Source organism: Liquorilactobacillus cacaonum DSM 21116 (assembly GCF_001436735.1).
Classification (GTDB): Bacteria; Bacillota; Bacilli; order Lactobacillales; family Lactobacillaceae; genus Liquorilactobacillus; species Liquorilactobacillus cacaonum.
Map to the genome: position 1 here is coordinate 229,703 of NZ_AYZE01000015.1, position 14,461 is coordinate 244,163.

Sequence of the window (14,461 nt, forward strand, 5' to 3'; positions counted from 1 at the left end):
AAGCAAAAACACCATATATCGTATATTAATAAAAGCAACAAATACCACATGTGGTATTTGTTGCTTGCTTATTTCGATAAATGATGTATACTAATCATACAACAAATTAATAAGAGGTGCTAGTTATGAGTTTATCTATTTATACAAAAAACAACTGTATTCAATGTAAAATGACAAAAAAGTTCTTAAGTGAACACAATATTTCCTTTGAAGAACACAATATCAATACAGAACCAGAATATATTGATTATTTAAAAGAAAAGGGATTTCGTTCTGTTCCAGTTATCGAAGACAACAATGATCCTATTATCAATGGCTTTCGTCCAGATTTATTAAGGAACCTGGTAGTGCAATGAAAATTGTTTTTTTTAGTGTTACCGGTCAGACAAGAAGGTTCATTAGCAAACTGAACCTTCAAAGTGTCGAAATTACACCGACCAATCCTTTTATTGAAGTCAGTGAACCCTATATCTTAGTGGTTCCAACTTATGAAAAGGAAATTACCGAACCCGTTGAGGATTTTCTAAATTATAGTGTTAATCGGCAAAATTTGCTTGCAGTCGCAGGCACAGGTAATCGCAATTTTGCCGAACTTTTTGTTTTTACAGCAAAAGATATTGCCCATGACTATCAAGTCCCTTTGGTGTATACTTTTGAATTTAGCGGTACTTCTAAGGATGTCATGAATTTTAAGAAAGTGGTGAATGAAATTGACACTAAAACAATTGGACAGTGATAAAGTTACATATTATGACTTAAACAATGAGATTAACATTCCTGTAAATGGGCAGATACCTCTTAATAAAGATAAAGAGGCTCTTAGTGCTTTTTTGAAAGAGAATATCGAACCAAATTTGATGAGCTTTTCTTCACTTGAGGAACGGTTTAGCTATTTGATTGAAAATGATTATCTTGAAAAAGAGTTTATTGAAAAATATAGTTTTCAGTTCATAAAAAGTTTGTATTCATTTCTTGAGAAACAAAATTTCACTTTTAAAACATTTATGGCTGCTTATAAGTTTTATGCACAATATTCATTAAAAACTAACGATAACGAATTATATCTCGAAAGTTTCATTGACCGTGTTGCTGCTAACGCTTTATTTTTTGCTGATGGTGACGAAAAATTAGCACTTTCACTGGCTGATGAAATCGTTCATCAACGCTACCAACCCGCAACGCCATCTTTTTTAAACGCAGGAAGAAAACGTCGTGGTGAACTTGTTTCTTGTTTTTTAATTCAAGTTACAGATGACATGAACTCAATTGGGCGTGGAATTAACTCAGCTTTACAATTATCACGCATTGGTGGTGGCGTGGGTATCACACTTAGCAATTTGCGTGGTGCTGGTGCACCAATTAAGAATATTCAAGGTGCTGCTTCAGGTGTTGTACCAGTCATGAAATTACTAGAGGATAGTTTTTCTTATTCAAATCAATTGGGTCAACGCCAAGGTGCCGGTGTTGTTTACTTAAACATTTTCCATCCAGATGTTATTTCCTTTTTGTCAGCAAAAAAAGAAAACGCCGATGAAAAAATACGTGTTAAAACACTTTCATTGGGATTAATTGTCCCTGACAAATTTTATGAACTCGCTCGTAATAATGAGTCGATGTATCTTTTTGATCCATGGGGGGTAGAACGTGAATATGGAAAACCTTTTTCATATATTGATATTACAAAAGAATATAATAACCTCGTTGCAAACCCTAATATACCAAAAAAGAAAATATTAGCTCGTGATCTCGAAACAGAAATTAGTAAATTGCAGCAAGAATCAGGATACCCTTATATTATTAATATCGATACTGCCAATCGTGAAAACCCAATTAACGGAAAAATTATAATGAGTAATCTTTGTACCGAAATTTTGCAGGTGCAAAAGCCTTCAGTTGTTAATAATACTCAAAATTTTGATGAATTAGGTACAGATATTAGTTGTAATTTAGGATCAACCAATATTGTAAACTTAATGGCGTCTCCTGATTTTGGAAATTCAGTAGATTCCATGGTTCGAGCACTAACTTTTGTTACTGATAACTCTGAAATTGACGTGGTACCATCAATTCAACATGGCAATCATCTTTCACATACAATTGGTCTTGGTGCAATGGGCTTACATGCTTTTTTTGCTAAAAACCATATTTTTTATGGCTCAAAAGAATCTCTGGATTTCACTAATATTTACTTTATGTTGTTAAACTATTGGACTTTAAAATCCTCAAATAAAATTGCAACTGAAAGAAAAATTACTTTTGATGGTTTTGAAAAAAGTTCTTATGCCGATGGATCTTACTTTGAGAAATATATTAGCCAAGATTTTCAACCTACTACAGAGAAAGTAAAGGCTATTTTTGATAATATTTTTGTTCCTTCAAAGGAAGATTGGGAGAATTTAAAAAACGCTATTATGGAAAATGGCCTATATCATCAAAATCGCCTTGCCGTTGCTCCTAATGGATCAATCTCTTATATTAATGACACTACCGCTAGTTTACATCCAATAATCAATCGAATTGAAGAGCGTCAAGAAAGAAAAATAGGGAAAATTTATTACCCCGCACCTTATCTCTCCAACGATACTATTCCTTATTACAAGTCTGCTTATGATACGGATATGCGAAAAGTAATCGATGTTTATGCTGCTGCACAACAACACATAGATCAAGGAATGAGTATGACATTATTTATGCGCTCAACAATTCCAGAAGGTCTCTATGAATGGAAAGATGGTCGTACTAATAAAATGACTACTCGTGATTTAACGATTTTGCGTAATTACGCGCATTCCAAGGGAATTAAATCGGTCTATTATGTCCGAACCTTTACTGATGATCAAAATGAAGTTGGTGCAAATGAATGTGAAAGTTGTGTCATCTAAATAATTAAGGAGCCTTAATAATGAAAGATTTTTATCGAGCAATTAATTGGAATAAACTTGAAGATCAGATTGATAAAGCTACTTGGGAAAAATTAACTGAACAATTTTGGTTAGACACTCGAATTCCCTTATCAAATGATTTATCTGATTGGCGTAAATTCAATGATAACAATAAAGAAGTCGTTGCTCACGTTTTTGGCGGCTTAACTCTTTTAGATACAGTTCAATCACAAGATGGTATGGACTCTTTGATGAAAGATATCAGAACTCAACATGAACGTGCAGTCTTAAATAACATCCAATTTATGGAATCAGTTCATGCCAAAAGTTATTCATCTATTTTTTCAACATTAAACACTTCTAAGGAAATAGATGAAATCTTTGAATGGACTCATACAAATAAATATTTGCAGTACAAAGCAAATAAAATTACTGAAATATATCATAATGGAAGCCCCTTGGAAAAAAAAGTTGCTTCCGTATTCCTTGAGACTTTTCTGTTTTATTCAGGCTTTTATACACCTTTATATTGGCTTGGCCATAATAAACTAGCTAATGTTGGTGAAATTATAAAATTGATTTTACGGGATGAATCTGTGCATGGAACATATATCGGATACAAATTCCAGCTTGGATTCCGCACACTTGATGAAGATCAGCAAAGTGAATTACTAGCTTGGATTTATGACTTGTTATACGATTTATATGCTAATGAAGAAAAATATACCCACGAACTTTATGATTCTGTTGGTTGGACTGAAAAAGTGCTCGCCTTTTTACGTTACAACGCAAACAAAGCCCTAATGAATCTAGGACTCGATGCTTTATTTCCTGATACCGTGGATGATGTTGATCCAGTAGTCATGAATGGTATCTCAACTTCAACATCCAACCATGATTTCTTTTCTCAAGTAGGAAATGGTTATCTGTTAGGTGATGTTGAACCCATGTCAGATGATGACTATAATATTGGTAGTTAACTGATTTTTTATATAGTAAGAAAAAGTTTCATCAAGAGAATGCTAAAATGTCTTCTCTTGATGAAGCTTTTTTAATTATATTTCTTATTCAATTCACTGCTTTTCTATGATATACATAGCTAGATTTCAAAAAAATTTTCATTGCTTATTGAATAACGTGGTCCATGAAAAAAGTTTTTTTCTTGCTTTTGACGATTGATTGACCACACTAGCCACTTCACTCATAGTTACAATAACAGAGCTTCGACGTCTATACGCAGTATATTTAGGATACCAGTTGGTAACATATTTTTCTTTATATGCTCGAAGCCCCTGAAATCCATATATATGATACCCATACTCATATATTAAATGTGCCGCTTTTTCTTCAATAAAACTATATGGAGACTTTCCAACATTCGAGAGAGGTGCCATTCCTAGATTAAAAAACTCGTAATGTTCCTTTTTCCCATATTCAAACAAATTTATAAATATCATATCCATTATTCCTGAAGGTGCACTGCTCTTATGTCTCATTAAATCGATTGATAGTACCCTTTTACCTCCAGTTGGCATCATCGAAGCAAAAGCCATTATTTCCCCTTTAGAATCTCTCACAACAGCAATTGGTGCCTGATTTAGATAGTATGGATCAAAAAAGCCTAATGAAAATCCTTTTTCAATCTGTCCGTCTAACCAATCATCTGAAACTTCTTTAAGCTCAGCCAATTTTTCCTTGGAATACGGTGGTATCTCGAATGAAAATGTGTAACTCTCGCGCTCAAATTTGTTCATTAATGCTCGTTGTGCACGCTGTTTTTTTCCTATCAAGGTAAATGAATCTAATTCAACAAAGCCTTCTTCACCTGTTTTTAAGAAATCAAAACCAAGATCATGTAATAATAAAGTTAGTTTATTCCCAATTTCATAAAAAACAAGTTGGTACCCTTGTATATCCGCTTCGACTATTAATTTATTTATAGCATCTCCCAAATATTCATGATTACCAATAGGCTCACCCATTATAATTATTTTGTCATCCTTTTTACGATACATAAAAAATAATTGGTCTTTTTGATCTTCCGATTGAAAAAAGTAAAATTGCTTATCACGTAAATATGCGAGATGACTAGTCTCGTTTCCACCATAGGCATCTATGATATCCCGAATACGCTGTTCAGGAAAACTGGTATTTGCAAAGAATATTTTATTAGTAGTGAAATACTTAAAAATGATAAGTAAAATGATTGCAGCAATTAGTATACCTATAAATCCCGAAAACCAGATTTTCTCTGAGGGAAATAAAAGCGCATTTGGTACCCCATATCTCACAACTCGTTGAGGTGCATTTATAATTCCAACTGTCGCATACAATCCAAACACACCAATAAATATTAATGCATCAATTACAATTCGATTTACCGAATATGTTAAATTCTCACGATACAGTTCTTTACGTGAGATAGCAACAATAATCATGACCAAAATTAAAAAAACTGCCGTTCCAACGGAAAAACTCCTCCATAAGGTATTGACAACTCCTATTAGCAGTACACAAAGTGTTGGCCAATATGCTTTTTTTACCTTTGCTTCAATTCCTCTAGCGACACCAATAAGTAAAAATGCAAAAATAATACTTGATAACTGATCCAAGAAAAAGAAAGTATACGGATATAATTTTATAAACATGGAATTTCCAAATGCAAAGTTAGGTACTGTAGATTCAAGTAACATCAAGCCTCCTGAAACATATAAGAAAAGTGTTAACATTCCATGGGCGATTTTTCTTATCACAGCTTTAGGTATACCATCAAGAAATACATTCAATTTCTTTCCTGCATCTCTAACAAATAAAAAGATACCAACTAAAAATGGAATTATATAATAAAAAAGTCTAAAAAATAATAACCACGCAATTCCCTTACTATTTACAACCCCTAGATTAATGAGCCCAATCAACATAAAAACATCAAAAGATCCTAATCCACCAGGAACCAGTGAAATAACTCCAATAATTGAAGCGATAAAGTACAATACCAAGACTTCACCAATATTAAAGGGTATGCCCATTACTACCCCAACTATTATAAACATTGACCCCGCAAATCCCCATTCAAGGATTGAACCTGCTATCAACGCAAGTTCTTTTTTCCATGAAAGATCTTCAAAAAAAGCAGAATTGTTAAATTTCGTAAAAATAAGAATCCCAGGAAAATAGATGGCGCCTAGTATTAACCAAATACTATATTGACTGAATCGATAATCATATCCAAAGCCAAAAATCAATATCAGTGAAACAATACAAAAAAAGGATAATCCTGACAATAAAAACATTGCAATTTTAGATAACGCAAAGACAACTTGTTTTTTTGAAGCATTTTTCCCATAAAAATTTGCTCTAAGTGTTGCACCTAAAAATCCGCCAAAACCAGCAATGTTCGTAAATGTATTAGTAATCCATCCACTTCTAACGATTTCATGCCAAGAGTACTTACCTGGTAAAAAAGTAACAATTGTAAAATCGTAAACAAGCATAGGTAATATTGCAACGAAACCAAGAACTAGCATAATAATAATACTAACCGGCGATTGCGAGCTTACATTCTCGCCAACAACCTCCCATGATATTCCTTTAAAAATCCTTCCAACTTCAAAGATAACAAACCAAAGAACAGAAAAAACAAACAATAATTTAATTAATCCCCATCGTTTTTCAAAAAAAGATAACAATTGTTTTACTCTACTTCTCATTGTTCCAACCCCTAATTTAAATATCTACCTAATTATGCCACAATAATTAAAAATACGCTCTTTTACGTCTTTAAATTTAACAAATTCACTAAAAAGATTTGACTATCATTGGAAAACTTGGCGGATAACATACCACAAAAGATAGGCTGAGGTCTGCTTATATTGGATAATTACTTTGAATTCTTATAAAACCAAAAACCACCTTTTTAAACCTTTAGAGTTTATTTATTATAGAACACTATTTTTTATGAAATTTTTATCTACGATTACACAAAAAAGAGTTGGTCCAGAATACAACTTCTGACCCAACTCTTCTAAAATCCATAGAAACTACTTAAGAGTAATTACTCCACCAACAGCTTCAAGTTTAGCTTTGATTTCTTCAGCTTCGTCCTTAGAAACGCCTTCTTTAACGATTGAAGGTACGCTATCAACCAAACCTTTAGCATCTTTCAAACCAAGACCTGTAATTTCACGAACAACCTTGATTGCTTTAATCTTTTGGTCACCTGATTCTGTTAATTCAACATCAAAAGAATCTTTTTCTGCAGCAGCTTCCCCAGCAGCTGCACCTGCAGCTGCAACTGGAGCTGCAGCTGAAACACCAAATTCTTCTTCGATAGCTTTAACTAAATCGTTTAATTCAAGAATGCTTGCTTCTTTTAAATCAGCAATGATTTTTTCTGTATCTAATGCCATTTTTAATATCCTCCATTAAAATTAATTTTTATTTTTAATTAAGCTGCGTCGCCATCTTTGCTTTCGGCAACTGCCTTAACAGCATAAGCAACGTTGCGCACAGGTGCTTGCAATACTGAAAGTAGCATTGAAAGTAATCCTTCGCGACTTGGTAATGTTGCAAGCGCGTTGATTTCTTCTAAAGATGCAACCTTACCTTCAATCATTCCACCCTTAATTTCTAATGCATCAACATTCTTAGCAAATTTTGCAAGAATACGTGCAGGTGCAACAACATCCTCTTTAGAAAAGGCAACTGCTGTTGGTCCAGCAAACACATCATCTAAACCTTCATAACCAGCTTTATCAGCAGCTCGCTTTAAGTATGTGTTTTTGATAACACGCATTTCAACTCCTGCCTCACGTAATTCTTTACGCAATTCAGTCACTTGCTCGACTGTAACACCACGATAATCGACAACTACACATGAAACAGATTCGTTAAACTTTTCAACAACCTCTTCAACAATAGTAGCCTTTTTTGCGATAATTTCTTTACTCACTTGATTCACCTCCTAGTCATTGTGTCAGGGTCTTAACTAAAAAACCCTATGTCCACCAAGACATAGAGAAAATTTCAAAGTAAAAGTTAATTTCACTTAAATTCCTCGGCAGGCACTATATTAAGGCTTTCGCCACCTGAGTCTTAGGTAGAATCATTATAAAAAATTGACCTCAATCAGTTTATCGCATAAACCAATTAAAGTCAATACTTTTTTAGAAATTTGTAACATCAACAGTTACACTTGGCCCAAATGTTGAAGCAAGTGAAACATGTTTAATATACTGACCTCTAACTGATGCAGGACGAGATTTAGCAATAACTTCTTGGATTGTACTAAAATTACCAATCAATGAGTCTTCTGCAAATGAAACTTTTCCAACAGGAACATGTACATTTCCAGCTTTATCTGTACGATAAGTCACTTTACCAGCTTTAGATTCTGAAACAGCTTTGGTAACATCCATTGTAACTGTACCAGTCTTAGGGTTTGGCATCAAACCTTTTGGCCCTAAAACTCTACCGAGACGACCAACTTGTGCCATCATATCAGGTGTTGCAATAGCAACATCAAAATCTAACCAGCCATCAGAAATACGTTGCACCAAATCGTCATCCCCGACAACGTCAGCTCCTGCAACTTGTGCTTCTTTAGCTTTTTCACCTTTAGCAAAAACGATAACTGTTTGGTCTTTACCTGTACCATTTGGTAAAACAACAGCCCCACGTAATTGTTGATCAGCTTGTTTTGTATCAAGGTTCAAATTGTATGCTACTTCAATTGTTGCATCAAAGTTTGCAAAATCAATCTTCTTTATCAATGAAACTGCTTCAGCAACATCGTAGACCTTGTTATCTTCTACTTGCTTTGCAGCTTCAATATATTTTTTACTCTTTTTAGCCATTTGTGTTTTCCTCCTTGCAAATGTGGTGTAACGGATATACCTCCCACTTGGCACATCTACTTTCATAGAGTGCCCGTCTGAGAAGCATGGCCGTAGAAAAATTAGTCTTCTACAACAAAGCCCATGCTTCGTGCAGTACCTTCAATCATGCGCATTGCAGCTTCAACATCTGCAGCGTTTAGATCTTGCATTTTTGTTTCAGCGATTTCTTTCACTTGTGCTTTAGTAACTGTAGCAACTTTCTTAGTGTTAGGCTCGCCAGAACCATGTTCAACACCAGCAGCCTTCTTCAATAAAATAGCTGCAGGTGGTGTTTTTGTAACAAATTCGAAAGAACGATCTTCGAAAACTGAAATCACAACAGGAATCAACATTCCAGCTTGATCAGCTGTACGTGCATTAAATTCCTTAGTGAATCCCATAATATTAATTCCAGCTTGACCTAAAGCAGGTCCAACTGGTGGTGCTGGTGTTGCTTTTCCAGCAGGAATCTGCAATTTAACAACATTAATTACTTTTTTAGCCACGGTACATACCTCCTTAAAGTCCGTGTGTGGTACGGATGGTCATATTAATTTGACCTCCCACTTGTACGTATAAACATACCATAGTATGGTATCACGTGAGTTTATAAAAAACAAGTTATTTCATCAAAAAATTTGAAATTTTTTTAAAAATAGAATTATTTTCATGCAGTCTGCGATGTGTTGCCCATCTGTGCATTATTATTTTCTCATGATAATGCCCGACCCCTTTTACCAAATATTCCAAGGCTTTAGCTGAAGAAATCGAAACTTTCCCGTCTGAAAAACCAAAATCAGTATCACCAATAATATTTAAAATCTCAATATCATCATCTAAATTTTTACTTCCCTCTTTTAATAAGGCATATCTTGTAGTTTGATTTAGAGGTGCTCCTTCATTTGTTAGTTCAATATTCTCAACTTCGTCTCCATCAATTCCAGGCTCTACGTCTGCAAATGGCGCCCCTAACATAATTAGTTTCTTTACTTTTGGAATCTTTTCGTTTTTTAAATTAGTTAGTAAATACATGGCACTAACAGCCCCCATAGAATGGGCAATAACATTTAATTCATTAATATGATAAATTGATTTCAAATCACTAAATACTTTTTCTAAAAAAATTCCTTGTTCTTCAACCATTTGTTTACCATTTTTAAATATAATCTGTATTCCCGAATTGTTTAAAATCGGTAACCCTGAAAATTTTACATCTCCATTTCGAGCAATTGTGACAACGACTTTATTAGAGATAAACAAATTTTTTTTCATCCAATGTATCATCCTAAAAAAAGACCAAAACCCGCCAGCATAGCCGTGTATAAAAACTGTTGGTATTTTTAGCTTTTTGTCCATCGTATCACTTTCCAAAATTAGATTAATTTATCTACCTGATCATAGTTCAACTCTGTTGCAGTTTCTCTTCCAAACATATCGATATCAACACGTAATTTCATTTTTTCCTTATCAATTTCAGTTATTTTACCAATAAGGCCCTTAAAAGCACCTTCAATAATTGTTACCGATTCACCAATTTCAACATCAAAATCTTGATGTCTAGAACTCATCCCTAAACGACGTAAAATTAATTCTACCTCATCTGAAAGTAATGGAGCCGGCTTGCTACCAGCACCGTGAGATCCAACAAATCCAGTGACCCCAGGTGTATTTCGTGCAACGTACCAAGAACGATCTGTCATTACCATCTCAACTAAAACATAACCAGGAAATGTTTTCTTTGTCTCGACTTTGTCTTTACCTGTCTTAGTTGTCTCCGTTTCTTCTTCTTCAGGAACAACTACTCTAAAAATATAATCTTCCATACCCATTGACTGTGCACGCGATTCTAGATTAGTTCTAACTTTGTTTTCATAACCTGAATACGTATGTAACACGTACCAATTTTTTTCAAATGATTCTGGCATTAATTTATCCTCCTAAATATTTAAAACACAAAATAAAAAAACCCCGAACATTCGAAGTTTTCGCTACAGGACTTAGTATATCATAAAATTCAAATAATTAGCTACTATTCAATAATCATTTTTAAATTATTAAGCAACAAAACTAACTATCCATTGGACAAGAAAATCTACAACAGCAAAAAAAACAGCAAACATCACCGCAGTTGAAATCACAGTTGTTGTATCACTAACAGCTTCCCTTTTTGTTGGCCATGTTGTATCCTTCATAGTTTTAAAAACACTTTTTATGAATTTCATCAAAAAAACCTCCCTTAGCGTGTTTCTCGATGCAACGTATGCTTATTACAATATTTACAAAATTTCTTAACTTCTAGGCGCTCTTGCCTTGTTGGATTAGCAGCTATAATATAATTACGCGAACCACATACTGAACAAGCCAAAGCTATTTTTTTCTGAGCCATATTGTTTCTCCTATCGATTATCAGATTAACTCTAACATGAGATTAGTTTTTCTGTCAATTATCACTTTTTGTTTTCGATAAGTTATCTCTTAAATTTGCCAAGCGCAATAACTGTTCATCGTTCCATGGAACGCGTCTAACCGAGGCCTCATCTTGGTATTTTCTTGTTTGCTGCTTAACATCCTTTTTTGCCCGAACAATATCTTGATACAACTCCCATGCAGGAATTCTTAAAGCACCTTGTGAAAAAATCGTCCATTGTTCAGCTTGATCACTAGTTGCTACAGTAACTTGTGTCAGTCTTGTTTGTAGATTTTTTGCGAGTGATTCAATATAAGAATCTGCAGTTTGTTCTTCTGCCGTCCAGATAATTTCCAATCCATATTTTTGGTAACTCTTGCTAAGACCGGGTACATACATTGCATCAAAAACAACAATAATATGATAATTTCTTTGCTTTTTATAATTGGACAACAAATGTAACAAAGTATCACGAGCTTCTTCTAAATGACCACTCATTTTCAATTTATTTAATTGTGGCCAATTGCCAATCATATTATAAGCATCCACAATTAACACATTCTTCTTCATAATTACTTACCTCTTGAAGAAAATCCTTGGTAAATCAGTAAGCTAGCCGCAACACTAGCATTTAGACTTTGAACATGGCCAACCATTGGGATTGTCAACATTTCATCACATTCTTTTTTTAGCAGCGCCGAGATTCCTTTACCCTCATTACCAATCACAAGCGCAACAGCACCTGTCGCATTCCAGCTACGAAAATCCGTTCCATCCATATCGGTTCCAAAAATCCAAACATTCTTTTTTTTAAGTTCTTTTACAACCTGAACCAAGTTTGTTACCCTCACGACAGGAACATGTTCAATTGCACCTGTTGAAGTTTTTGCAACAGTTGCGGTCAGCTGTACCGCGCGTCTTTTGGGAATAATAATACCATGAACCCCAGCAGCATCAGCCGTTCGCATAATTGAACCTAAATTATGTGGGTCTTCGATTCCATCAAGTATTAAGAAAAAAGGATCCTCATTTTTTTCTTTCGCTAGTTCAAATAAGTCATCAAGCTTAGCATATCTATACGCAGCCACTGCAACCACAACACCTTGGTGATTTTGTCCATCTGAAAGTAAGTCTAACTTACTCTTTGGAACTTTAGACACAATAATTTTTCTTTTTTGTGCCGCTCTAATAATATCACCGATTGCATCACTTTTTAGTTCCTCTTGTATGAAAACTTTATTTATATCTTGATTACTTTTAAGCGTTTCTACCGCTGGATGTCGACCAATTACAAACTCGTTATCTCTTTTTTCATCATCCAAACTTTTTTACCCCTCTTCTATCATTCTAATACACCACTGAGCTAGTTCTTCAACTCGAGCTGCTTGCTTACTTAAAAATAAATACCCAAACAAAGCCTCAAATCCAGTTGAAATTCGGTAAGTAATTACGGCCGTATTCTTTGCAGATGTATGGCTTTTTGCATTTCTCCCACGTCTAAAATATTCTAATTCTGTTTCATTTAGAATTTTTTGGTCGAGCATTTTCTCAATCAAAAACGATTGTGCCTTTGCCGAAACATAGTGTGTGGCAGTTCTATGAAGATGATTAGGTTTAGTTAGTCCCTTTTCAAGTAAATGTTTGCGAATATATACTTCGTAAATTGCATCCCCCATGTATGCAAGTGCAATCCCATTTATTTGTTCAAAATCACTATTATCACTCATCTTTTTTCCACCTTGTTCCTTGTGCAGTATCTTCTAAAACAATTCCTTTTTCCTTTAATAATTCTCTAATTTGATCACTTTTTTGAAAATCTTTATTTTTCCGCGCATCATTTCGTTGTTGAATCAATCCCTCAATATACGTGGCATCTACGTTCACATCTTTTGAGTTATCCAAATTAACACCAAAAATACTCAATTGTTCAACAAGTGATTCAATAAACAACTTTAAAGTGTTTTTTTCAACTTGTTTCTTTGAACTGTATACATTTAACTTTTTTGCAAGGGCATAAACAACTGTAATTGCATTTTGTACATTAAAATCATCATCCATAGCCTGTTTGAAAGCCAGTTTTTGTTGTTCAAAATATTTGTACATTTCAGAGTCGATTTCAGCTTCTTTAGCATCCTCTAAGCGATAACGTGCATTACTAATTGACACTTGTAGTTTTTTTAGATTTGCAGCAGCATCTTCCAAATTAGCCTGGCTGTATTTGATCGGACGACGGTATTGTGTTGTAGCCATAAAAAATCTTAAAATTCTTGGATTCACTTCTTTTATAAGATCATGAACCGTAATAAAATTGCCCAAAGACTTGCTCATTTTTACTTCATCATCGCCAATTGTAACGAAGCCATTATGCAACCAATAATTTGCAAATTTTTTCCCCGTTTTGGCCTCACTTTGAGCTATTTCATTTTCATGATGTGGAAACTCTAAATCTTGACCACCTGCATGTATGTCAATTGTATCACCTAAAAATTTGGTAGCCATTACTGAACATTCTATGTGCCATCCAGGACGTCCATTACCCCATGGAGATTCCCAAAAAATTTCATTCTTTTTAGCTGCCTTCCAAAGTGCAAAATCAAGTGGGTCCTCTTTTTTCTTAATTTCGTCACTACTTACACGCTCGCTAGCCCCTAATTCAAGCTCATCAACTGACTGGCCGGAAAGTTCACCATAATTCATAAATTTTCGAGCACGATAATACACATCCCCTTGTGATTCATATGCGTATTTCTTTGCAACAAGCACCTTTATGAATTCAATAATATCAAACATTGTATCCATAACTCGTGGATTCAAGGTTGCCCTTTTGATATTAAGTGACTCTGTATCTTCATAAAAAGCATCGATAAATTTATCTGCGACTTCTCGCGGGGAAATTTTAAGTTTCTTGCTTGCAGCAATAATTTTGTCATCAACATCCGTAAAATTTGAAACGTACTTTACTTTAAATCCGCTGTACTCAAAATAACGCCTAATAGTGTCAAAAGCGATAGCACTACGCGCATTTCCAATATGAATGTAATTATAGACTGTTGGGCCACAAACATACATTGTCACATGTCCTGGCTCAATTGGTGTGAAATCTTCCTTTTTATTTGTGAGCGTATTATAAAGTTGAATCATTCACGACTTCTCCTTTTTTTTAATATACTTAACCATTATATACGATTCTATCTTAAAGTGATACAAACTCGCTGAATCAATTAAATTGATAACCAACTAATTATTAAAAACTACCATGTTAATATCAACTTTTTGTTTCAATCTAAAAAAATTCT

17 protein-coding genes and 1 other annotated feature are annotated in these 14,461 nt (G+C 34.2%); of the genes, 4 read left to right on the forward strand and 13 right to left on the reverse strand.

The window, feature by feature from the left end:
- Positions 1-125: 125 nt before the first annotated feature.
- The 4 genes from nrdH to nrdF are packed head-to-tail and all read left to right on the forward strand — an operon-like array spanning position 126 to position 3,862.
- Complete coding sequence (gene nrdH / locus FC80_RS07770) at positions 126-356, forward strand: glutaredoxin-like protein NrdH (protein ID WP_057829571.1); 231 nt, start codon at positions 126-128, stop codon at positions 354-356.
- Positions 353-736: a class Ib ribonucleoside-diphosphate reductase assembly flavoprotein NrdI gene (gene nrdI, locus FC80_RS07775; protein ID WP_057829572.1), complete on the forward strand. Its 384-nt coding sequence runs from the start codon at positions 353-355 to the stop codon at positions 734-736. Before nrdH ends, nrdI begins: the two co-directional genes overlap by 4 nt.
- Positions 711-2,882, forward strand: coding sequence for a class 1b ribonucleoside-diphosphate reductase subunit alpha (gene nrdE / locus FC80_RS07780; RefSeq protein ID WP_057829622.1), 2,172 nt, complete (start codon positions 711-713; stop codon positions 2,880-2,882). The genes nrdI and nrdE overlap by 26 nt, the downstream gene beginning before the upstream one ends.
- A 20-nt stretch (positions 2,883-2,902) precedes the next feature.
- Positions 2,903-3,862 (forward strand): class 1b ribonucleoside-diphosphate reductase subunit beta, encoded by a 960-nt coding sequence (gene nrdF / locus FC80_RS07785; protein WP_057829573.1) that lies wholly within the window; start codon positions 2,903-2,905, stop codon positions 3,860-3,862.
- 138 nt (positions 3,863-4,000) lie between these two features.
- Here the strand turns inward: nrdF and mprF are convergent, their stop codons facing one another.
- From mprF to cysS, 13 genes are all read right to left on the reverse strand, one after another.
- Positions 4,001-6,592, reverse strand: a complete 2,592-nt coding sequence (mprF, locus tag FC80_RS07790; RefSeq protein ID WP_057829574.1) for a bifunctional lysylphosphatidylglycerol flippase/synthetase MprF — start codon at positions 6,590-6,592, stop codon at positions 4,001-4,003.
- 330 nt (positions 6,593-6,922) lie between these two features.
- Positions 6,923-7,291: a 50S ribosomal protein L7/L12 gene (gene rplL, locus FC80_RS07795; RefSeq protein WP_057829575.1), complete on the reverse strand. Its 369-nt coding sequence runs from the start codon at positions 7,289-7,291 to the stop codon at positions 6,923-6,925.
- A gap of 38 nt (positions 7,292-7,329) precedes the next feature.
- Positions 7,330-7,833 (reverse strand): 50S ribosomal protein L10, encoded by a 504-nt coding sequence (gene rplJ / locus FC80_RS07800; protein WP_057829576.1) that lies wholly within the window; start codon positions 7,831-7,833, stop codon positions 7,330-7,332.
- Positions 7,834-7,861: 28 nt separating this feature from the next.
- Positions 7,862-7,999: a sequence feature (ribosomal protein L10 leader region), on the reverse strand.
- Positions 8,000-8,047: 48 nt separating this feature from the next.
- Positions 8,048-8,737, reverse strand: coding sequence for a 50S ribosomal protein L1 (gene rplA, locus FC80_RS07805; RefSeq protein WP_057829577.1), 690 nt, complete (start codon positions 8,735-8,737; stop codon positions 8,048-8,050).
- Positions 8,738-8,838: 101 nt separating this feature from the next.
- Entirely contained in the window at positions 8,839-9,264 is a 426-nt protein-coding gene (gene rplK, locus FC80_RS07810) for a 50S ribosomal protein L11 (RefSeq protein WP_057829578.1), read from the reverse strand.
- A 115-nt stretch (positions 9,265-9,379) separates the two neighbouring features.
- Entirely contained in the window at positions 9,380-10,114 is a 735-nt protein-coding gene (locus FC80_RS07815) for an alpha/beta hydrolase (RefSeq protein WP_057829579.1), read from the reverse strand.
- Positions 10,115-10,131: 17 nt separating this feature from the next.
- Positions 10,132-10,683 (reverse strand): transcription termination/antitermination protein NusG, encoded by a 552-nt coding sequence (gene nusG, locus FC80_RS07820; RefSeq protein WP_057829580.1) that lies wholly within the window; start codon positions 10,681-10,683, stop codon positions 10,132-10,134.
- A gap of 129 nt (positions 10,684-10,812) precedes the next feature.
- The gene (gene secE, locus FC80_RS07825; RefSeq protein WP_057829581.1) at positions 10,813-10,980 is read right to left on the reverse strand and encodes a preprotein translocase subunit SecE; all 168 of its coding nucleotides are present in this window, start codon (positions 10,978-10,980) and stop codon (positions 10,813-10,815) included.
- Positions 10,981-10,994: 14 nt separating this feature from the next.
- Positions 10,995-11,144, reverse strand: a complete 150-nt coding sequence (gene rpmG, locus FC80_RS07830) for a 50S ribosomal protein L33 (protein ID WP_057829582.1) — start codon at positions 11,142-11,144, stop codon at positions 10,995-10,997.
- A 54-nt stretch (positions 11,145-11,198) separates the two neighbouring features.
- Positions 11,199-11,735 carry an NYN domain-containing protein gene (locus FC80_RS07835; protein ID WP_057829583.1) on the reverse strand — a complete coding sequence of 179 codons (537 nt, stop codon included), beginning with the start codon at positions 11,733-11,735 and terminating at the stop codon, positions 11,199-11,201.
- A 2-nt stretch (positions 11,736-11,737) separates the two neighbouring features.
- Positions 11,738-12,487 (reverse strand): 23S rRNA (guanosine(2251)-2'-O)-methyltransferase RlmB, encoded by a 750-nt coding sequence (gene rlmB, locus FC80_RS07840; protein WP_057829584.1) that lies wholly within the window; start codon positions 12,485-12,487, stop codon positions 11,738-11,740.
- A gap of 6 nt (positions 12,488-12,493) precedes the next feature.
- Positions 12,494-12,892, reverse strand: a complete 399-nt coding sequence (locus FC80_RS07845; protein ID WP_057829585.1) for a Mini-ribonuclease 3 — start codon at positions 12,890-12,892, stop codon at positions 12,494-12,496.
- Complete coding sequence (gene cysS, locus FC80_RS07850; protein ID WP_057829586.1) at positions 12,885-14,306, reverse strand: cysteine--tRNA ligase; 1,422 nt, start codon at positions 14,304-14,306, stop codon at positions 12,885-12,887. Before cysS ends, FC80_RS07845 begins: the two co-directional genes overlap by 8 nt.
- Between the last annotated feature and the right edge of the window lie 155 nt (positions 14,307-14,461).